The sequence below is a fragment of the uncultured Microbacterium sp. genome, assembly GCF_947488465.1.
Taxonomy (GTDB): domain Bacteria; phylum Actinomycetota; class Actinomycetes; order Actinomycetales; family Microbacteriaceae; genus Microbacterium.
Map to the genome: position 1 here is coordinate 21,361 of NZ_CANKZA010000004.1, position 19,977 is coordinate 41,337.

A 19,977-nucleotide genomic window follows, 5' to 3' on the forward strand; every position below is an offset into this window, starting at 1 on the left:
CCTTCCGTGCGTGAGAAACTCAGCGAGTTTCGACGCGCTCGTGCATGTTGTCGGCACCGAACTGGAAGATACCGATGGATGCTTCGGTCGGGTCGCCGGCGTCGTCGAACGTGACCGGTCCGGAGTATCCGTCGTAGTCGGCCACGCCACCCTCGAGGATGATGTCGGCGCACTCGGCGAACGAGGTGCAGGTCGTGCCCTCACCGCTGCCGCCGGAGACTTCCTGGAGCTTGGTCGCGATGTCCGGACCCGTCGTCGAACCGGCGGCGAGCGAAGCCAGCGCCAGCAGGATGACCGCGTCGTAGGACTCAGCCGCGTACGAGAAGTCCTCGAGGTCGGTGTTGCCACCCTCGACCCAGGCAGCGTTCAGGCGCTCCTTGAAGTCGTCCTCGAGCACCGGTCCGGGCGTCGTGCCCTTGGCACCCTCGAGCGAGACCGACACGCCGTCGCCCCACTGCTTGAGGTTTCCGTCGACCAGGTAGAAGTTCTCGGCGCTCTGGCCGGCGTTCACCAGCAGCGGCGCGATGGTCGCGAACTGTTCGAACGTGATCAGCACGATCGCATCGGGGTTGGCCGCCGTCACGGTCGCCACCTGCGCGTCGAACGAGCTGTCGCCGTCGTTGTAGGACGCCTCGGCCACGACGGTACCGCCGGTGGACTCGAAGACCTCCTTCACGACGCCGAAGAGGCCGGTGCCGTACGCGTCGTTCTGGTAGATGATGCCGATGTTCTTGTGGCCGTCTTCGGCGACAAGGTTTCCGAGCACCTCACCCTGCAGCAGGTCGCTGGGGGCGGTACGCCAGTAGAGGTTGTCGTCTTCCCACGTGGTGAAGTCCGGCGAGGTGTTCGCCGGCGAGAAGGTGATGATGCCGGCCGCGACGTTGGAGTCGAGGAAGAGCTTGGTCACACCCGATGCGGCGGCGCCGATCATGGCCGACACTCCCGCGTTCTGGAGCTTGGGAACCGTGGTCTCGAACGCCTTGTTGTCCGCGTCACCCGAGTCACCCGGAGTGAAGTCAACCGTGAGGCCCTTTGCGGCTTCGTTGACCTCGTTGACGGCCAGCAGCACGCCGGCTTCCTCGGGCGGGCCGAGGAAAGCGAGGCTACCCGTCTGGGGCAGCACGCTTCCGATCGAGAGGGTGAGGTCCTCGGCGGGAGCGCTGCTCTCGGACGGGGTGGTGGTGGTTCCTCCGCCGGCACAGCCGGCGAGAAGGACCGCGCTGACAGCGACAACGGCGATGCCGCCGAGTGTCTTGCCGGCGCGTGAACGTGTGAAGACGCTCATTTTGCTCCTTGGTGTAGGTGAACACGGGACAGCTCAGGAACGGCCCCAGTGGGATAAACCTAACCGCAGGGCGGTCTCGCGAGTGTTGCAATGTGTTAACGACATGTAACGCGACTCAATCGTTACTTTGCCGCGCGATCACGCGGAAGGGAGCGTTCTCACACCACGGGTCCGATCGCGGCGATGCGCACCTTGCGCGCGGCCCGCAGCGAGTCGACGGTGAGGATGATCAGCGCGACCCACACCAGGGCGAATCCCATCCACCGCTCGAGCGGCATCGGCTCCTGCAGCAGCCACGCACCGGTGATGAACTGCAGAATCGGGGCGACGAACTGCAGCAAGCCGATGACGCTCAGCGGCGCGCGGCGCGCACCCGCGGCGAACAGGAGCAACGGAATCGCGGTCACCACACCCGCGAGCAGGAGCAGCGTCGTGTGCCCGAGTCCGAGCGTTCCGATCGTGAGGCCGGTCGTCGCGCCCACGACGACGAGTTGGATGCCGGCGATCGGCGCCAGCCAGAGGGATTCGAGCGTGAGGCCGCTGACGGCATCCACTTGCGGACCGATCTGCTTCTTCACGAGCCCGTACGTGCCGAACGACGCCGCGAGAGTGAGGGCGATCCAGGGGAAGGCGCCGTAGCCGACGACGATGACCATGACGGCGAGCGCGGCGATGCCGATCGCGACCCACTGCGCGACGCGGAGCCGTTCCTTCAGCACGAGCACGCCGAGAAGCACCGTGACGATCGGGTTGATGAAATAGCCGAGGCTTCCCTCGATCACGTGCCCCGTCAGGGTCGAGATGAGGAACACCTGCCAGTTCACGTAGATGAGCAGTCCGGCGATGATCGTCCAGAACACGAGGCGCCGGTCGCGGAGGATCGCGATGAGGTTCGACCATGTGCGGGTGACTGTCAGCAAAATCGCGCAGAACGCGAGAGAGAAGAGGATGCGCCAACTGACCACCTCCCACGGCCCCGTGGGCGCCAGCGTGAGGAAGTAGAGGGGCATGAAGCCCCAGAGGAAGTAGGCGACGAACGCGTAGACCCCGCCGAGTCGCTGGTCGCGGGTATGCTCGTCGGGTGTCATGGGTCCAAGCCTAGAACGGTCGTGACACTTCGCGGGCCACGCGGCATCCGACCCGCCCCTCGTCGCCGAGCCGACAAACTCCGCGCGAGCCGACAAGATCATCCCGCAAAGAAGCTGTCGGATCGCGCGCAAGGTGTCGGGTCGGGCGAAAGCGCCGGGAGGAAACGACGAAGGCCCCCGGACGGATCCGGGGGCCTTCGTCGAAAAGCGGTGTCAGCGAACGACGACGGCGAGCACGTCGCGAGCCGACAGAACGAGGAACTCCTCGCCGCCGAACTTCACTTCGGTGCCACCGTACTTGCTGTAGATGACGCGGTCGCCGACGGCGACGTCGAGCGGCACACGGTTGCCGTTGTCGTCGATGCGGCCGGGGCCCACCGCGTGGACTTCACCCTCCTGGGGCTTCTCCTTCGCGGTGTCGGGGATGACGAGGCCACTGGACGTGACCTGCTCAGCCTCGACCTGCTTGATGACGATGCGGTCTTCGAGTGGCTTGATGGAAACCGACACGGTCTACCTCTTTCTTGCTGGGCGTAGAACTTCAAGACTGATTGGCACCCACACCGGTGGAGTGCTAACTCAAGTCTAGGGCGCAGTTGGCACTCGTGCAACGCGAGTGCCAATTCTCCGGTGATCCGCCTAGGCTGGCCGAGTGGACCACGCCGAGTTGACTGCACTGCTGACCCCCGAGGGACTTCGGCTGGTCGATGAGCTCGACGGCGCCAGCGATGTGACCGGGGCAGTCTCGCGCCTGCGCGCATCCGGTCTCTCCCCCGACCTCGTCTCCGCCGCCGTCGGGCAGGCGCGACTCCGCGCCCGCGCGCGCGCCAAGTTCGGTCCGTTCGCCGACCGGATGCTGTTCACCCGCGCCGGCCTCGAACAGGCCACGCGACTGTCGGTCGCGGCTCGTCATGCCGGCCGGTTCCGCGACAACGGCGTCCGGCGCATCGCCGACCTCGGCTGCGGGATCGGGGGCGACGCGCTCGGCTTCGCGGGCATCGGCCTGGACGTGCTGGCCGTGGATGCGGATGAGATCACCGCCGCGATCGCGGCGTACAACCTGGCGCCGTTCGGCGATGCGGCGACGGTGACATCCGCGCGCGCCGAAGATGTCGACCTCTCCGGCGTGGATGCCGTCTGGCTCGACCCCGCGCGCCGCACGGTGGGGCACACCGAGACGACCCGGGTCGGCGCCGGTGACTGGTCTCCCTCGCTGGCCTGGGTGTTCGACCTGATGAGCCGGATGCCCACGGGCGTGAAGCTCGGCCCCGCGTTCGATCGCACTCTGATCCCCGACGACGTCGAGGCGCAGTGGATCAGTGTCGACGGGTCGACGATCGAACTCGTGCTGTGGTCGGGGACGCTGGCGCGAGACGGCATCCGTCGGTCGGCGCTCGTGATCCGTGGGGATGCCGCGCACGAGCTGACCGCGGCAGGAGACACCGCTGATGCCCCAGTGCGCGGGCTCGGTGAGTACGTGCACGAGCCGGACGGAGCGGTCATCCGTGCACGGCTGATCGGCGAGGTGGCTCGGTCACTCGAGGCGGGCATGCTCGATCCGAAGATCGCGTATCTGACCTCGGATGCCGCGGTCACGAGCCCGTTTGTGCAGAGCTTCCGCGTGCGCGAGAAGCTGCCGTCCGATGTGAAGGCGCTCGCGCGAGCCCTGAAGGAGCGGGACATCGGGACACTCGAGATCAAGAAGCGCGGCGTCGACATCGACCCTGCCGTGCTCCGGACGAAGCTCAAGCTCCGAGGTCCGGAGTCGGCGACGCTGATCCTGACCCGCGTCGGCTCGACGCGACTCGCGCTCCTCGCCGACCGCGTCTGAGGCGACACCGGCGTTCAGCGACGCCGGCGTTCAGCCGAAGAGCGGGCCTTGCGTCGAGGCCCACCAGAGCCACCCGGCGCTGTAGAGGACCGACAGCAGACTGAGGCACAGCGCCCAGACGGATGTGCTGCGCGATTCCCACGGCCGCCGCAGCGCGACGACGGCGAGGCCCGCACCGACGAGCCCGATGAGGAATCCCCAGCCGACCAGGAACGACACGATCAGACCGAGGATCGCGAACGTGAGCGCCCATGCGGCGCTACGCGGCAGCGGCGCCGCCACCGGTGCCCACTGGACGTCGACGACGTGGGTGGATTCGGTGATGGGGACGGGCTCGGTCATCGGGCGGTGGAATCCGCCGCGGTGCTCGCCCGGCAACGCCGAGTCGGCCGACACCGCTGCGACGGCTTCGGACGGCGCCTCGACGCGGGGAATCTTCTGCTCCTCGTTCACGCCTGCACCGCCACCTGGATCTCGGTGACCGGAAGGGTGGAGTCCGCGCCGAAGGCAAGCGTGGATGCCGGCCGCCCGCTGCGGATGAGCTCGGACGCGAGCGCCGCGATCATCGCGCCGTTATCGGTGCAGAGGCTGAGCGGAGGGATGCGGACGGCGACTCCGGCGGCCGCGGCGCGTTCGAGCGCGACGTCGCGCAGGCGCCGGTTGGCGATCACTCCCCCGCCGAGCAGCAGACGGGGAACATCGTGGCGGGCACACGCATCCAGTGCTTTCGTCACGAGCACATCGACGACGGCTTCGCGGAACGACGCGGCCACATCGGCGATGTCGACCCCGTCGGCTTCGTGCTGCTCGACCCAGCGGGCGACCGCGGTCTTCAGCCCCGAGAACGAGAAGTCGTACCGGCGAGTGGCCATGTCGGATGCGCGGGAGAGGCCGCGCGGGAAACGGATGGCGTCCGGGTTGCCGGTCGCGGCGACGCGGTCGATCTCGGGACCGCCCGGGTAGGGCAGTCCGAGGATTCGTGCAATCTTGTCGAACGCTTCGCCGGCGGCATCGTCCATCGTCTCGCCGAGCATCTCGACATCGCTGACGAGGTCGCGGACGAGGAGGAGGGAGGTGTGCCCACCGCTGACGAGCAGGGCGACGGTCGGGTACTCGACCTCCTCGCCGGTAAGGAGGTCCGCGGCGATATGGCCTACGAGGTGGTTCACGGCGTAGAGCGGCTTGTCGAGGCTGACAGCGAGCGCCTTGGCTGCGCCGACGCCGACCATCAGCGCGCCCGCGAGGCCCGGGCCGCTCGTGACGGCGACGGCATCCAGGTCTCCGAGCCGGATCCCGGCTTCGGCCACAGCCGCCTCGATCGCCGGCTGCAGCGCCTCGAGGTGCGCGCGCGCCGCGACTTCGGGCACGACGCCGCCGTAGCGGGCGTGCTCGTCCATCGAACTGGCGATCGTGTTGCTGAGCAAGGTCCGTCCGCGGACGATTCCGATGCCGGTTTCGTCACAACTGGTCTCGATCCCCAGAACCAGGGGTTCGTCGCGGCTCATGTCGTGGCCTCCGTGTGGCTCACAGGGATCGAAGCCTGCTTCTCGCACGCGATCATGAGCACACCCCTGCATCCGCGGCGGCGCGGGCTGCCCATCCGACCAGGTCGAGCTTCATGACCACGGCATCCACATCGTCGGGCTGGTAGTACCGCGGGCGGCGGGCGATCTCGAGGAACCCCTCCGAGGCGTAGAGGGCTGTCGCGACCGGATTGTCGGCGCGCACCTCCAGGAAGACCTCGCGCGCGCCGCGCTCGCGAGCGGCGCGGAGCAACGCCGTGAGCAGCTCACGACCTCGGCCGCGCCCTCGAGCTGTCACGGCGATCGCGATGGTCTGGATATCGGCGTCGGCTCCGCCCTGAACGGCACGCACACCGCCATACCCGAGGAACAGGCCGGCCTCCTCGAGGACCAGGTAGTGACTGTGAGGCGAAGCGAGCTCGTCGCGCATCATCGCGTCACTCCAGGCATCCGTCGGAAAAGACGTGCGCTCGAGGTCCATGATGGCGGCGAGGTCTTCCGTCGTCGCGTCGCGCAGACTCATGTCCCCACCCGCTTGGGCGCCGACGGCAACGTGACATCCGGCGCACGAAGATACAGCGGCTCGGGGCCGGTGAGGTCGCGGCTGGCGGCGAGCGCGCGGGCAGCGACCAGACCGATCATCGCCGCCGGGATCGCCGTCACATCGCGGCGCGCAGCACCGTGCTCGGCGAGCACCACATCGATCTGATCGCGGGGGGTCAAGGCGGCACCCACGACCCGGATCGGGAGGCCGTCGTCGTCGAGGCCCTCGTAGATCGAGTAGGCGAACTCGCGCCGACGCGCATCGGTCACGACCCCGAACCGCGGCATCTCGGCGAACGGGTCGGCCAGCAGGATCGCGAGGGCGGCGGCATCGTGGCTCGGCACCGGGATCACGGGTAGCGCCCGACCGAGGGCGAACGCCCGCCCGGCGGCGATCCCGACCCGCAGGCCGGTGAAGGGCCCGGGCCCCATGCCGGTGGCGACATGTGTCACCTCGACCGGTGCGGCGGCCACGGTCGCGCCGATCGCGCCGTGCGCCGCGTCGGCGAGGGCCTCTCGCAGCAGCACGCCGATCACCTCGGCATGCCCGAGGGGATTGTCGCTCGACACCTCGGCGCGGACCACTCCATCTGCCTCGACTACGGCGACGGCCGTGCCGAGGGAGGTGTCGATGCTGAGGATCACCTCTCCAGGGTATCCGGGCGGTGGCTCACGGTCGGCGCGAGACGCGGACGCGCCGCGGCGCGGCATCCTCCATGTCGGCGATGTGCGGGCCGCCGGTGCCGCACGCGGTATCGAGCCCCGTGCCACTCCAGCCCCGATCGATCTCGATCTCCCACCACGTGTGGGCGACCGCGGCGGCGAAGGGTGCCGCCCATTCGGCGATGACTACCGAGCGGGCGAAGTCGATGTCGAGGTCATCGAGCTCGCCGTCGGTGCCGAGCCGATACGCATCGACGTGGACGAGCGACGGCCCTCCGCGGAGAGACGGATGTGTCCGCGCGATCACGAACGTCGGGCTCTGAATCGGTCCCCGTACGCCGAGCCCTTCCCCGATCCCGCGGGTGAGTGTGGTCTTTCCGGCCCCGAGCGGGCCCGTGAGCACGACGAGGTCGCCCGCCGTGAGGGCGGCGCCGATCTCGCGGCCGAGCGTCTCCATCTCCTCAGCCGAGGTGATCTCGCGCTCCCCCAGGAACGCATCCAGCCCGGTCATTGCGCCACGCCGTTCGCTGTACAGGAGATGTGGTCAACGAGCGCGGCGCGACCCCCGCAATCACGCGAAAGGTCGGTCCGGCGCTCACCGATTGTCCTGTAGACGGAACGCCCGGTCATTGCGCCACCTGCCGACGCGGGACGCGGGGACCGATCCGCGTGACGATCTCGTAGTTGATGGTGCCGGCCGCGTCGGCCCAGGCTTCGACCGGCGGCATCCCGAGCGTCGGGTCGCCGAAAAGGACGGCCTCATCTCCCACCGTGACGGGGGTATCGCCGACATCGACTACGAACTGGTCCATCGCGATCCGTCCGGCGACGGGGAACGTCGACCCGCCGATCCGCACCGCCGCACCGCCCGAGGCGTTGCGCGGAACCCCATCCGCGTAGCCCAGCGGGATCAGCGCGAGCGTCGTGTCGCGCTCGGTCCGGTGCAGATACCCGTAGGACACGCCCTGCCCGGCGGGGACGCGGCGCACGGCCGCGACCGGCGCGCGCAGCGTCATCGCCGGCCGGAGCCCGAGTTCGGCCGAGGTCCGGTCGGTGAAGGGCGAGAGGCCGTAGATCGAGATGCCGAGGCGCACGCATCCGAGCCTCGCCTCCGGCAGGGCGATCGCGGCGTGCGACGCCGCGAGATGTCGCAGCTGGGGGGCAAGCCCGTGCGACGCGGCGAGCGCGAGCGCCTCGCGGAAGCGGCCGAGCGACGCGCGGTCATCCTCGGGCGTCGTGTTGGAGAGGTGGCTGAAGATGCCGATGACGCGGATCTTGCCGATCCGCTCGAGGCGTGCCGCCTCAGCGAAGACCACGGCGTAGTCGGCGGGGGCGATCCCATTGCGGCCGAGCCCCGTCTCGACCTTCAGGTGCACGCCGACGGCGCGCACGGCGGATGCCGCCGCTGCGGCCGCGAGGAGCTGATCGAAGCTCGAGATCCCGAGTTCGATCCCCTGCGCCGCCGCGTCGACGAACGATGTTTCCGGGGCGTGCAACCAGGCCACCACCGGCGCGTCGATCCCGGCGCGCCGGAGCGCGAGCGCCTCGCCGATGTCGGCCACGCCAATGCGCGAGGCGCCGCCGTCGAGGGCCGCGGCGGCCGAACGGACGGCGCCGTGCCCATAGCCGTCGGCTTTGACCACGGCGATGACCTCGGCATCCGTGAGACGCCGCAGGTGCCGCACGTTCGCGGTGATCGCGCCCGTGTCGATGACGGCTTCGCGGAGGACTCCCGCCGGCATCGGGCTCATGCGGCCGACTCCGCGATCACATAGGCCGCGGCAAGACCCGCATCGTGCGAGAGCGACAGGTGCAAGGCGCTGATCCTGCGCGCGGCCACGACGGCAGCCGTCGATCCGGACAGGGCGAACACGGGCTTGCCGCTCGGCTCGGACGCCACTTCGATATCGGTCCAGTGCACGCCGTCCGAACCGCCGAGGGCCTTGATCAAGGCCTCTTTGGCCGCGTAGCGCGCCGCGAGCGAATGGGGCCGGAGGCCGCGCTCCGCGGGCGAGAACAACCGATCGAGCAACCGCGGCGTGCGCTCGATCGAGCGCTCGAACCGCGGGATGTCGACGAGGTCCACGCCGATGCCCACGATCATCCCGCCAGCCTATCGCCGCTGGACTTCCGCGCGAGCCGACAGCTTCCGCGCGAGCCGACACGCTCGTCGCGCGCACAGCCTGTCGGCTCGCAGAAAGGGTGTCGGCTCGCGGGCGGGCGGGCGGGGGCCGGCTACTCGACGGTGACGGACTTCGCGAGGTTGCGGGGCTGGTCGACGTCCAGGCCCTTCGCGGTCGCGAGGCCCATCGCGAAGATGTGCAGCGGGACGACGGCCAGCAGCGGCTCGAAGAACGGTCCGGCCAGCGGGATGCGCAGCACCTCATCGGCGAACGGGAGGACGGCGGCATCACCCTCTTCGGCGACCACGATGACGCGGGCGCCACGGGCGCGGATCTCCTGGATGTTGGAGACGACCTTCTTGTGCAGTTCGGCCGATTCGCGCGGCGACGGCACGATCACGAACACCGGCTGCCCGGGCTCGATCAGGGCGATCGGACCGTGCTTGAGCTCACCGGCGGCGAAGCCCTCGGCGTGGATGTAGCTGATCTCTTTGAGCTTCAGCGCACCCTCGAGCGCGATCGGGTATCCGACGTGACGGCCGAGGAACAGCACCGACTGCGTGTCGGCCATCCAACGCGAAAACTGCTCGATGTGTGTCTGCTCCTCGGCGAGAACGCGAGAGATCTTGTCGGGGACCGCCTCGAGCTCACGCACGTGCTCGGCCGACTCGGCAGCCGACAGCACGCCCCGCACGCGGCCGATGTGCAACGCCAGCAGGTACAGCGCGGTGATCTGGGCGACGAAGGCCTTCGTCGAGGCGACCGCGACCTCGGGTCCGGCGTGGGTGTAGACGACAGCATCCGACTCGCGCGGGATCGTCGCCCCCTGCGTGTTGCAGATCGAGAGCGTCTTCGCACCGCGCTCACGCGCGTACTTGACGGCCATGAGCGTGTCCATCGTCTCGCCGGACTGGCTGATCGAGACGACGAGCGTGTCTTCGCCGATCACCGGGTCGCGGTAGCGGAATTCATGCGCGAGCTCGACATCGACGGGCACGCGCGTCCACTGCTCGAGGGCGTATTTGCCGGTCTGGCCGGCGTAGGCGGCCGTGCCGCACGCGACGATGATGATGCGACGGATGCCGGCGAACAGCTCGTCCATGCCGGAAAGCTCCGGGATGACAACGGCCCCGTCGTGCAGGCGCCCGAGAATCGTGTTGGCGACGGCTTCGGGCTCTTCCGAAACCTCCTTCGCCATGAAGGACGACCAGCCACCCTTCTCGGCGGCGGAGGCATCCCACACGACCTCGAAGGGTTCCGCCTCGACGGGGGTCCCGTCGAACGTCGAGACCTCGACGCTCGACGGCGTGATCACGACGATCTGGTCTTGGCCGATCGCCAGGGCGTTGCGGGTGTGTTCGACGAAGGCGGCGACGTCGGATCCGAGGAAGTTCTCGCCCTCGCCGAGGCCGATCACGAGCGGCGAATTGCGGCGGGCGCCGACGACAACGCCGGGCTGGTCCTGGTGGACGGCGAGCAGGGTGAATGCTCCCTCGAGGCGGGAAGCGACGGCGCGGAAGGCTGCGACGAGATCGCCGGATGCGTCGAACTCGCGGCCGAGGAGGACGGCGGCGACCTCGGTGTCGGTCTCGGAGCGGAAGGTGTAGCCCTGGCTGGAGAGCTCGTCCTTCAGCTCGGCGAAGTTCTCGATGATCCCGTTGTGGATGACGGCGAGCTTGCCGTCATCGGCGAGATGGGGGTGGGCGTTCGCGTCGTTGGGGCCGCCGTGGGTGGCCCAGCGCGTGTGGCCGATGCCGGTCGTGCCGTTGGCCATGGGGTGGGCGGCGAGGTCGTCGCGCAGCACCTGGAGCTTGCCCGCGCGCTTGCGGAGGCCGAGCTGACCGTCGCCGTCGATCACGGCGATACCGGCCGAGTCGTAACCACGGTATTCGAGGCGGGCGAGACCCGAGATCAAGATGTCCTGGCTCGGCCGCGGGCCGACGTATCCGACGATTCCACACATGGAAACCATCGTAGGCGGCATCCGGCACCCCGACCGTCGCGCCGACGTCGGAAGAAAGAAGAAGGGACCCCTGGAACTGACGCCCTTTGGGGAAGGGCGTCTCACAGGGGTCCCACGCCACGTGCCCGCGGCGGGACACCGGGGGATGTCGTCGCCGTAGCGTTGCGGGGAGCAACTCGGGGGGAATTACGCGGACGGGTCGATTCTATCGTTCACATGGCACCCGTTCCACCGAAGGACGCGCGCCGATTCATGAAAATCGCGCGGCGACTCTTCCCCCCGCGCGGACGCCGTGCAATACTCAACCCGTCAGCCTTCGGGGTGGCGGGTACCGAGGGGTCGGAATCCGCACACACGCCAGCTTGGGAGCCGGAACGGCTGACGACATGCGGACGGGGGTCCGCACGGGGGAACTGCGGGCGCGAGCTTGCGAACTGGGGACACGGGGAACAGCAATGGGGAAGCTTTGCCGTACGCATTCGCGTGCACACACTGTCGAATCACGACAATCAACATCTGATCGCGGGCCGCGGACATGACCGCCCCGGCGCTTCCCCTGAGCGGGATCAGCGCCGTGGGTGCCCCTCGGGCGATGCCACTGCTGGAACAGCGGATCATCAACCGTCGGCGGCACCACGCGCGCTCGGGGGCCCTGGACTCGGCGATCATCATCGCCGCGACGGCAGCGACCGTCACGCTCCAACTGACGACCGGAGCCGTTACGGCCGCCGGGCCCGTCCTCTACAGCGCCATCGTTCTGGCATCCGCCTGGACGATCGCGCTCTATATTCTGCGCCGGGAGGCGCACCGCCGCGGCGCCGGTGAGCGGCTGGAGCTGTGGCCGATCCTGCACTCCGCGGCGATCGGGACAGCGGCCTTGGCGGTGGTTGCAGGAGTGACCGGATGGCCGGTCCTCGCCCCGCACATCGCCCTCACACTCCCGGCGGGTGTGGCGATCCTCGTGACGTCGCGTCTCGCCCAGCACGCCTGGTCCTCACGGCCGGCCTCGCACGCGACGCTCGCCTCGCGCACGCTCATCGTGGGCAGTCGCGCCGGCATCGCCCACACCATTCAGTCGCTCCGCGGCGGCCGCTCCGGCCACGACATCGTCGGCGTGGTCGTCGTCGATGACGGCGGACTCGAACCCCTGACCGTCGACGGGACGCCGTTCACCGTCATGGGCGGAAGCGTGGACGTCGCCCAGGTCGCCCGCGATCAGTGCATCGAGACGGTCGTCGTCGCCGGCGGCGTGACGGACGATCCCGACTACGTCCGTCGGCTGAGCTGGAGTCTCGAGGGAGCCGCCACCGACCTGGTGCTCGCGACGCGGCTGGCCGATGTCGCGCAGTCGCGCATCCGCTTCGACCGCGCGCAGAGCCTCGCCCTCATCCGGGTGAGCCTGCCCCGGTTCGACCGCCCGACGATGCGAGCGAAGCGGCGGCTCGACGTCGTCGTCGCAGCCCTCGCACTGATCCCGATCGGGCTGGTCACACCGCTCATCGCCCTCGCGATCATGCTCGATTCGCCGGGCGGCGTGTTCTTCCGCCAGCGGCGCATCGGCCGCGATGGTCGCGAGTTCGACATCCTCAAGTTCCGCACGATGGGGGTGGATGCCGAGGCTCGCCGCGCGGAGCTCGCGGCTCAGAACGAGGGATCCGGTCCGCTCTTCAAGCTGAAGAACGATCCCCGGGTCACGCGCGTCGGCGCGATCCTCCGGAAGTTCTCCCTCGACGAGTTGCCGCAATTCTGGAACGTCCTGATGGGCGAGATGAGCGTCGTCGGGCCTCGACCGCCCCTCCCCGACGAGGTGCGCGACTACGACCGCGACATGATCCGTCGGCTCTATGTGCAGCCCGGGATCACGGGTCTCTGGCAGATCAGCGGCCGCAGCGACCTCACCTGGGAGCAGAGCGTGCGCCTCGACCTGCACTACGTCGAGAACTGGTCGGTCGCTGCCGATCTGAAGATCATGCTGCAGACCGCTGCGGTCATGGTCCGGCCCAAGGGAGCGTACTGATGCGGGGGCGCGTCGCGCACCGGCACCCGAAACCCGTCTCGTGCAGTTTGCGTCGCCTGGCGCGACGATCTGCACGCGACACAGATGTGGCGGCTCATGCTCGAGCCCGGACGACCGGCGATGAGGTATCGGGTGGACAGGCCACCCGCTTGCCTCGCTGTGCGCCGGCCGCGGCTCTCCCCTGACAGCAGGAGAAGTCCACATGAGCGGCGCGCCCGCCCGGTTCCCCACACCTTGGGCGGGCGCGTCGAACATCTCGCGACGAATTGTGCGGTAGCTGTTCCGCTCCGGCGGTCGGCGCGGTAATCTCGGCCCACAGGCACTGCACGTGGGGGCTTTCCGTCGGGGGACGGGGGCTGTGCAGAAGTCGGTGGGGAAAGATCGGGTTCGTCCCGGTCGTCAATGGGGGAACGTGTAATGGGGACACGATCAGATGCGCACGCGCGTCCACAGACCGGGAAGCTGTCCACGGCGATGCGCTGGACGCTCGCCGCGGTAGGCGCGGTCGTGGTGGCGGGAGTCGTGGCTACGCTCATGCTCTTTTTCGCGCCAGCAACCACACCGCAAGCGGCGACGCCATCGACATCGACATCGACCACGGCCGGCCCGGCACCGAACGCAACACCCGTCGACGGCAGCGAGGTCCAACCGCCCGCAGATCAGTCTGCGCCGTCCGACCGTCTTCCGCCCCTCCCGGTCGCGGTGCCACTGGTGACTGCCCCGCTGCCGGCGACGTCGTCGGCGCGCGGCGAACTCGTGACCGGATTCCCGATCGCCGTAGCGGGGCCGGCCCCGGGAACCGATGTGATCGAGAGCTCTGTCTCCTCGAGCGGAACGGTGATGCAGATTGCGCTCACGGCGCGAACGGACGCGACACTGGAGGACGTCACCGCCCATTACCGATCCCTCTGGGCGGGACTCGGGCTGTCCGATGCCGGAGGCGAGGACGCGCTCGCCTATGCCAGCCCGTTCTCATCCATCACCCTCGCCTTCACCGACGGCTCGGGCACCGGCACGGTATACGCGGTGTACGCGACGTTGCGGACGGAGTGACCGTGTACATCTCACTCGACAACTCCCCCGCTGCGACGACGCCCCATCCGCCGCGTGGGGTGCGGACCGTGTCGTCAACGGTCATCACTCTCGGCATCGTGTCGATGCTCACCGACATCTCGTCGGAATCCGTGTCGGCCATCTTACCGCTGTACATCACGGGCTTCCTCGGGCTCTCCACGATCGCGTTCGGCGTGCTCGACGGCATGTACCAAGGCGTGAGCGCAGTCGTACGCATCGCGGGCGGGTACGCCTCGGATCGTCTCGACCAGCCGAAGTGGGTCGCCTTCGTCGGCTATGCACTGGCAGCGGTGGCCCGCGTCGGCTTGTTGTTCTGGTCGGGCTTCGCGGCGCTCTCGGCGGTGATCACCGCCGATCGGATCGGCAAGGGGATCCGCACGGCGCCACGCGACGCGCTCATCACTGCGACGTCGGATCCTGCGTATCTCGGCCGATCCTTCGGCATCCACCGGATGCTCGACAACATCGGCGCCGCCCTCGGCCCGCTCATCGCTTTCGTGATTCTGCTGGTCGTTCCGGATGGGTTCCACATCGTCTTCGTCGCCTCGCTCGCGTTCGCCGTGATCGGTGTGGCAGTACTCGCGCTCCTCGTCCCGAACGTGCGACGCCGTCGTCGTGAGGATGCCGGGACGCGCCCCCCGCGAGTGCCGTGGCGGAGCATCGTGCGCGGTCCGATGCGACGGGTACTCGCGGCCGCAGGCATCCTCGGGCTCGTGACGATCGGCGACGGATTCGTCTACCTGGTGTTGCAGGCGCGTAGCGATTTCGCGGCCCTCTGGTTCCCTTTGCTCTATGTCGGAACGAATGTCGCCTTTCTCGCGTTGGCCGTGCCGCTCGGCCGCCTCGCGGACCGAGTCGGGCGCGCGCGTGTGTTCGTCTGGGGCCACGTGGGGCTCCTGGCGGCCTACGTCGTCGCCGCCTTGCCGTTCGCCGACATCGCCGCGACGATTCTCTGCTTGGTGTTCCTCGGGGCCTTTTACGCCGCGACGGACGGCGTGCTCTCCGCACTGGTCTCGCAGCTGAACGGGCCCGAGTCACGCGCGACCGCTATCGGGACCGCCCAGACCGTCATCGCCGTGACACGTTTCGCGTCCGCCGCAGGCTTCGGCATCCTCTGGTACGCGCTCGGGAGGGAACCCGCCATGCTCATCGTCGCGATCGTGCTGGCGGTCGCGATCCCGCTCGTCGCCATCCTCCTACGGCCGCTTCTGGGCGCGCCGCAGCCGCACGACAGCGTGGCGATGTGAGCGTGCGAGTGCGTTGGGTTCTCGTCATCGTGATCTCGGTCATCGCGCTCGGCAGCACGGGAGTGGTCGGCGCCGTCGCGTGGGCACAGTTCCAGGCGCGCCAGTCCGCACCGAGCGAAGTCGAGACGACCACCGCTACCGCCACGGGCGACCGCATCGTCTTCCGCAGCACCGCATCCGGCGCCGGGTACGGCCACGTCGCGTCCGTTCCTCGAGACGACCCGGCGGGGGCCCGCACCGTCAGCGACCTCGCGTGCGACCGGATCGACGCGACCAACGCCCTCATCTCCTGCCTGCGCATCGTGCGGGGGATCACACCGACATACACGGCGACGCTGTACGACGGTGACGGCGCGGAGAGATCCGCGTGGGCGCTGTCGGGCGTTCCGAGCCGCACACGGATCTCGCCGGCCGGAGATCTCATCGCGTCCACGGCCTTCGTCACGGGGCACTCGTACGCGACAATCGGGTTCTCGACCGAGACGACGATCCACACCGATGCCGGGGTGGACCTCGGCAATCTCGAGGACTGGACCCTCCTCATCGACGGCAGCGAGAGTGCGCCCGTCGATCGCAATTACTGGGGCATCACTTTCATCGACGATGCGTCGTTCTATGCCACCGCCGGGATCACCACGGAGGGCACGACCTACCTCGTCCGCGGCGATGTCGCGACTCGGACCCTCACCGCACTTGCGGAGAACGTCGAGTGCCCCTCGCTCTCCCCTGATGGAACACGCATCGCGTTCAAGCGGGTCACAGCGGGCGCGGGGCCGACCGTGCACTGGACTCCCGCGATCTACGACATCGCCTCCGGCGACATCACGGTTCTCCCGGAGCAGCGCAGCATCGACGACCAGATCGAATGGCTCGATGACGACACGATTCTGTATGGAATACCGCGTGAGGGCGTTCCCGGCGATACCGATGTGTGGTCACTCGCCGCCGACGGGACGGGCGACTCCGCAGTGTTCATCGAACATGCCTGGTCGCCGGCGGTGGTGCGGTGATGAACGACACCTCAGCTCTCTCGACGCGCCGCCGCTCGGGAACGCCGCAGCACGACCAGCCAGGCGATCGCCGCACCGATCGCGGCTCCGAGTCCGTTCGCGACGACATCGCGCACGCTCGGCATTCGCGCGGGCAGCAACACCTGGACGAGCTCCACGCCGACCGACAGCGCGATCGCGATCGCAGCCCCGCCCAAATGGTGACGGACCAGAAGCGTGAGCAGCAGGCCCAGCGGAATGAACATGATGACGTTCGCGGCGAACTCGATCCACCCCGACCCGAAGAACGCAAGGCCGAGGTCACCATGGAGCCAACGGCCGATCGCCGCCACGATCCCGCTGTAGGACACCGGGCTGAAGACCACGACGGCGATACCGACCAGGTAGATGCCGAGCCCCCACCACACCGCGGGCGCCGGCTTCGCAGGGTCTCTCATGGGACAACTCTGGCACGACCAGGCGCCGGCGACGCGAAGAAGATCGTGAGGGATGCGTCGTGACGCAGAGCGAGTCCAACACCACCCGAGACTCGGTCGAGTCGATTCCCGTCGGACGCTTTGTGGGGTCTAGCGAAAAGGCCGATGTGGTCATCATCGCCGTCACCTACCGCAACGAAGCCGATGTCGACGGGCTCCTCACCTCCCTACGAAGTGAAGCTTCCGCACACCGCCTGCGTGTCATCGTTGCAGACAACGATTCCCCCGACGACACCCTCGGTCGCGCGCGTGCGCACGCCGACGTCATCGCCGTTCATACAGGCGGCAATCTCGGGTATGCGGGCGGCATCAACGCCGCAATGGCCTTCGCGGGCGAGGCGGATGCGGTCCTGGTACTGAATCCAGATCTGGTGGTGAACCCGGGCGCCATTGCTGCTCTGCGCGAGCGTCTCACCCAGCCCGGTGTCGGCATCGTCGTCCCGCTGATTCTGGACGGCACCGGCGACGACACGATCTCGCTACGCCGCGAACCCTCCGTGTTGCGGTCGTTCGGCGACGCATTGTTCGGCTCACGACTACGGCGCCGACCGGGATATCTGAGCGAGCTGGTGCTCGCGCCGGACGCGTATGCCGTTGCGCATCCCATCGACTGGGCGACAGGTGCGGCGCTCCTCATCTCCAGTGAGGCCGCGTCGGCGATCGGCACATGGGATGAACAGTTCTTCCTCTACTCCGAGGAGACCGACTACTTCCGCCGCGCACGCGACGCCGGTTACGCGACCTGGTTCGAACCGACCGCGATCGTGAGGCATTCGGAGGGCGGATCGGGCGCATCACTCGCGCTCGAACAATTGCTCGCGGTGAACCGCATCCGCTACTTCGCAAAGCACCACGGCCGGTTGACGACGACCCTGTTCCATGGCACGGCCGTGCTGAACGAGATCACGCGATGCTCCGATCCCCGGCATCGGGCGATCCTGCGCACCGTGGCAACACCGCGATCGTGGCGGAGCCTTCCGCATGCGCAGAAGTCGACCGGCGGACCCGACCACGACGGAGGCGGACCACGATGAGCATGGCGATCGTCACGACCAGTCATCGGCCGGATGCGGCCACGTTCGCACGGCTGCACGCATCGGTCGTCGCGCACACCGATTCGACTACACGGCACATCGTCGTCGTCCCGCACATCGACGTGCCGTTGTTCGAGTCGATCGGATCGCCGCGACTCGAGGTATTGAGCGAACGGGAGGTCCTGCCCCGACGGTTCGTCGCCGCGACACGACTCGCCCGTATCCCGCGGATCCCGCGAGGATTGCGTATCGCCGCAGTGAACGTCCAGCATCCGTGGCCCCCGATCCGCGGCTGGATCTTCCAGCAGATCGTCAAGCTCGCCCTGGTGTCGGAACTCGACACCGACGTCGCCGTCATCATCGACTCCGATGTGCTGCTGGTCGGGCGACTCGACGAATCGATGTTCCGCGACAACGACGGGGTCGCCCGACTGTACCGACTCCCGGGCGGGATCACGGCAGACATGACGCGCCATCGCACGCAGCAGGCGAAGGCATTGAGCCTGCTGGGCCTCGACCGGGCAGAGACGGACTCGCCCGATTACATCGCCGGGATCGTGAGTTGGGATCCGGCTCTGGTGCGCACGTTGCTCGCCCGGATCGAATCGACCACCGGTCGGCGATGGCAGGACTGCGTCGGAGGAAGCCTCGACTTCTCCGAGTTCATCACCTACGGGACCTACGTCATGTCGCTGGCCGAGCCGAGTCGACGTGCGTTCGTCAGCGACCGGAGCCTGAGTCACAGCCATTGGGGGCCGACCCCCCTCACGATGGCGACCGCACACCTCTTCGTCCAGGCATTGGATGACGACGACATCGCCGTGCACGTGCAGTCGAACACGTCGACTGATGACGCGGTCCTTCGCTTCATCGCCGAAGAAGCGGCCACGAAGAGATGAGGGGATGTGACCCGACTGTCCGCGTTCCGCTTCGCCTCGGTGACTAGTGCCTGCGCCGAAAGTCTGTGATCGCGGGGCGGCTGACGTAGTTCATGGCGTCCTTGTCCTCGTTGTCTCCGAACTCGACCGCAGATGTCGGCCCACGATCGATCCACGTCGCATCCGCACTCGCGACCGTGCGGGATGCGGCGCACAGTCCGATCATGACGAACAAGAATCCCGCGGACATCGCGAACGACAGTCCGTCGAAGAAGGAGAGGACGACGGCGGCGGTGATCACCGACGCCGCTAGTGCCCGGCCGCTGAGCCGTAGCTCGCTGCGGGTGTCGACGTTCGCTGCCCGCCATGCGCTCCAGACCGCCGACGCGATGAGGAGCGCGAATGCTGCTACACCGAGCAGTCCCAGCTCGATGGCGAGCCCTGCCCACCCGTTGTCGAATATGTAATAGCGCGGGAGGAACAGACCGAACCCGATCCCGACAAGCGGCGATGCCGAGACGAATTCTGGAAGCCGGGCGAGAGCACCCGTCCGCGACAGGGTGCTCCCGTCGCTACTCGCGAATAGCCCGAACGTGGTGCCCGCGAGCCCGGGGACGACGGCAATGAGTCCCGCGACGACCACGCATCCCGAAAGGATCACCCACGTTCGATATTTGACAGGCACCATCGGGATCGTCAGCGCGACCGCGACAGCCAATCCGACGATAGCGGAACGGGACACGCTCATCAGCGCCATGAGTGCCAGGAGCACACTCGCTGCCCACCACATCAGTGCTGTTCGCCACGAGCGCCCGCCACGGAATCCTCCGGAGAGTGCCGCCGCCACGCACAACGGCAGTGCACCGTTAAGCACAGTGCCGAACTCAAGCGGATGCAGCGCAGTCGCAGCGGCTCTCGTCCGACCCCCGCGTTCCACAACGCCGCCGTCTCCGAGGGTAATGCCCGGGATACTGCCCCAAAAATCGAGAAGGGTCTGGCCGGTCAGATTTTGAAGAAGCGCGAGCACACCGAGGAGCGCGGCGCCCGCGGCCACGAATCGCATCAATCTCGTCAGGTCGCGGAGCGTGCGCACCCCGTCGAGGATGACAAGAAGCACACCGCCCAAGGACAGAAGACGGAGCAAAGAGGAGATCAGAGGACTCACCTGATCTCCCGGCTGACCACGAAGCATCGCCGCGGCGAAACTGACGAGAGCAATCAC

The 19,977-nt window shown here is 68.2% G+C and carries 20 protein-coding genes; 7 read left to right on the top strand and 13 right to left on the bottom strand.

Annotated elements, in window-relative coordinates:
* Nucleotides 1-19: 19 nt before the first annotated feature.
* The 3 genes from Q0653_RS09655 to groES all read right to left on the bottom strand — a co-directional run bounded on the left by Q0653_RS09655 (nucleotide 20) and on the right by groES (nucleotide 2,883).
* Nucleotides 20-1,285, bottom strand: coding sequence for an ABC transporter substrate-binding protein (locus tag Q0653_RS09655; protein ID WP_298944404.1), 1,266 nt, complete (start codon nucleotides 1,283-1,285; stop codon nucleotides 20-22).
* A gap of 158 nt (nucleotides 1,286-1,443) precedes the next feature.
* A complete protein-coding gene (rarD, locus tag Q0653_RS09660; protein ID WP_298944405.1) occupies nucleotides 1,444-2,373 on the bottom strand; it encodes an EamA family transporter RarD in 930 nt (309 codons plus the stop codon).
* A 213-nt stretch (nucleotides 2,374-2,586) separates the two neighbouring features.
* Nucleotides 2,587-2,883: a co-chaperone GroES gene (gene groES, locus Q0653_RS09665; RefSeq protein WP_261607191.1), complete on the bottom strand. Its 297-nt coding sequence runs from the start codon at nucleotides 2,881-2,883 to the stop codon at nucleotides 2,587-2,589.
* A 142-nt stretch (nucleotides 2,884-3,025) separates the two neighbouring features.
* Here groES and Q0653_RS09670 point away from each other — a divergent pair, with 142 nt between their 5' ends.
* Nucleotides 3,026-4,204, top strand: a complete 1,179-nt coding sequence (locus Q0653_RS09670; protein WP_298944406.1) for an SAM-dependent methyltransferase — start codon at nucleotides 3,026-3,028, stop codon at nucleotides 4,202-4,204.
* 30 nt (nucleotides 4,205-4,234) lie between these two features.
* Here Q0653_RS09670 and Q0653_RS09675 read toward each other — a convergent pair whose 3' ends face one another.
* The 8 genes from Q0653_RS09675 to glmS form a co-directional block, all read right to left on the bottom strand.
* Complete coding sequence (locus tag Q0653_RS09675; protein ID WP_298944407.1) at nucleotides 4,235-4,657, bottom strand: hypothetical protein; 423 nt, start codon at nucleotides 4,655-4,657, stop codon at nucleotides 4,235-4,237.
* Nucleotides 4,654-5,709 (bottom strand): tRNA (adenosine(37)-N6)-threonylcarbamoyltransferase complex transferase subunit TsaD, encoded by a 1,056-nt coding sequence (gene tsaD, locus Q0653_RS09680; protein WP_298744310.1) that lies wholly within the window; start codon nucleotides 5,707-5,709, stop codon nucleotides 4,654-4,656. The genes Q0653_RS09675 and tsaD overlap by 4 nt, the downstream gene beginning before the upstream one ends.
* A gap of 52 nt (nucleotides 5,710-5,761) precedes the next feature.
* Nucleotides 5,762-6,250, bottom strand: coding sequence for a ribosomal protein S18-alanine N-acetyltransferase (gene rimI / locus Q0653_RS09685; protein WP_298944408.1), 489 nt, complete (start codon nucleotides 6,248-6,250; stop codon nucleotides 5,762-5,764).
* On the bottom strand, nucleotides 6,247-6,915 hold the full coding sequence (gene tsaB, locus Q0653_RS09690) for a tRNA (adenosine(37)-N6)-threonylcarbamoyltransferase complex dimerization subunit type 1 TsaB (RefSeq protein ID WP_298944409.1): 669 nt from the start codon (nucleotides 6,913-6,915) through the stop codon (nucleotides 6,247-6,249). The genes rimI and tsaB overlap by 4 nt, the downstream gene beginning before the upstream one ends.
* Nucleotides 6,916-6,940: 25 nt before the next feature.
* On the bottom strand, nucleotides 6,941-7,444 hold the full coding sequence (gene tsaE, locus Q0653_RS09695) for a tRNA (adenosine(37)-N6)-threonylcarbamoyltransferase complex ATPase subunit type 1 TsaE (RefSeq protein WP_298944410.1): 504 nt from the start codon (nucleotides 7,442-7,444) through the stop codon (nucleotides 6,941-6,943).
* A 115-nt stretch (nucleotides 7,445-7,559) separates the two neighbouring features.
* Nucleotides 7,560-8,684: an alanine racemase gene (gene alr, locus Q0653_RS09700; RefSeq protein WP_298944411.1), complete on the bottom strand. Its 1,125-nt coding sequence runs from the start codon at nucleotides 8,682-8,684 to the stop codon at nucleotides 7,560-7,562.
* Complete coding sequence (locus tag Q0653_RS09705) at nucleotides 8,681-9,037, bottom strand: holo-ACP synthase (RefSeq protein ID WP_298944412.1); 357 nt, start codon at nucleotides 9,035-9,037, stop codon at nucleotides 8,681-8,683. The genes alr and Q0653_RS09705 overlap by 4 nt, the downstream gene beginning before the upstream one ends.
* Before the next feature lie 131 nt (nucleotides 9,038-9,168).
* Nucleotides 9,169-11,019, bottom strand: coding sequence for a glutamine--fructose-6-phosphate transaminase (isomerizing) (glmS, locus tag Q0653_RS09710; RefSeq protein ID WP_298944413.1), 1,851 nt, complete (start codon nucleotides 11,017-11,019; stop codon nucleotides 9,169-9,171).
* Between the two features lie 592 nt (nucleotides 11,020-11,611).
* On the opposite strand from glmS, the gene Q0653_RS09715 reads away from it, so the two are divergent.
* From Q0653_RS09715 to Q0653_RS09730, 4 genes are all read left to right on the top strand, one after another.
* Nucleotides 11,612-13,036 carry a sugar transferase gene (locus Q0653_RS09715; RefSeq protein WP_298944414.1) on the top strand — a complete coding sequence of 475 codons (1,425 nt, stop codon included), beginning with the start codon at nucleotides 11,612-11,614 and terminating at the stop codon, nucleotides 13,034-13,036.
* A gap of 711 nt (nucleotides 13,037-13,747) precedes the next feature.
* Nucleotides 13,748-14,089 (top strand): hypothetical protein, encoded by a 342-nt coding sequence (locus Q0653_RS09720; protein ID WP_298944415.1) that lies wholly within the window; start codon nucleotides 13,748-13,750, stop codon nucleotides 14,087-14,089.
* 2 nt (nucleotides 14,090-14,091) lie between these two features.
* Entirely contained in the window at nucleotides 14,092-15,357 is a 1,266-nt protein-coding gene (locus Q0653_RS09725) for an MFS transporter (protein ID WP_298944416.1), read from the top strand.
* Nucleotides 15,354-16,367, top strand: a complete 1,014-nt coding sequence (locus Q0653_RS09730; protein ID WP_298944417.1) for a hypothetical protein — start codon at nucleotides 15,354-15,356, stop codon at nucleotides 16,365-16,367. The genes Q0653_RS09725 and Q0653_RS09730 overlap by 4 nt, the downstream gene beginning before the upstream one ends.
* Before the next feature lie 11 nt (nucleotides 16,368-16,378).
* Here the strand turns inward: Q0653_RS09730 and Q0653_RS09735 are convergent, their stop codons facing one another.
* On the bottom strand, nucleotides 16,379-16,804 hold the full coding sequence (locus Q0653_RS09735; protein ID WP_298944418.1) for a VanZ family protein: 426 nt from the start codon (nucleotides 16,802-16,804) through the stop codon (nucleotides 16,379-16,381).
* Nucleotides 16,805-16,863: 59 nt separating this feature from the next.
* On the opposite strand from Q0653_RS09735, the gene Q0653_RS09740 reads away from it, so the two are divergent.
* Both Q0653_RS09740 and Q0653_RS09745 read left to right on the top strand, forming a co-directional pair.
* On the top strand, nucleotides 16,864-17,877 hold the full coding sequence (locus tag Q0653_RS09740; RefSeq protein ID WP_298944419.1) for a glycosyltransferase family 2 protein: 1,014 nt from the start codon (nucleotides 16,864-16,866) through the stop codon (nucleotides 17,875-17,877).
* A complete protein-coding gene (locus tag Q0653_RS09745) occupies nucleotides 17,874-18,776 on the top strand; it encodes a DUF6492 family protein (protein ID WP_298944420.1) in 903 nt (300 codons plus the stop codon). Before Q0653_RS09740 ends, Q0653_RS09745 begins: the two co-directional genes overlap by 4 nt.
* Nucleotides 18,777-18,819: 43 nt before the next feature.
* Here Q0653_RS09745 and Q0653_RS09750 read toward each other — a convergent pair whose 3' ends face one another.
* Nucleotides 18,820-19,899, bottom strand: a complete 1,080-nt coding sequence (locus Q0653_RS09750) for an O-antigen ligase family protein (RefSeq protein ID WP_298944421.1) — start codon at nucleotides 19,897-19,899, stop codon at nucleotides 18,820-18,822.
* Nucleotides 19,900-19,977: the final 78 nt, after the last annotated feature.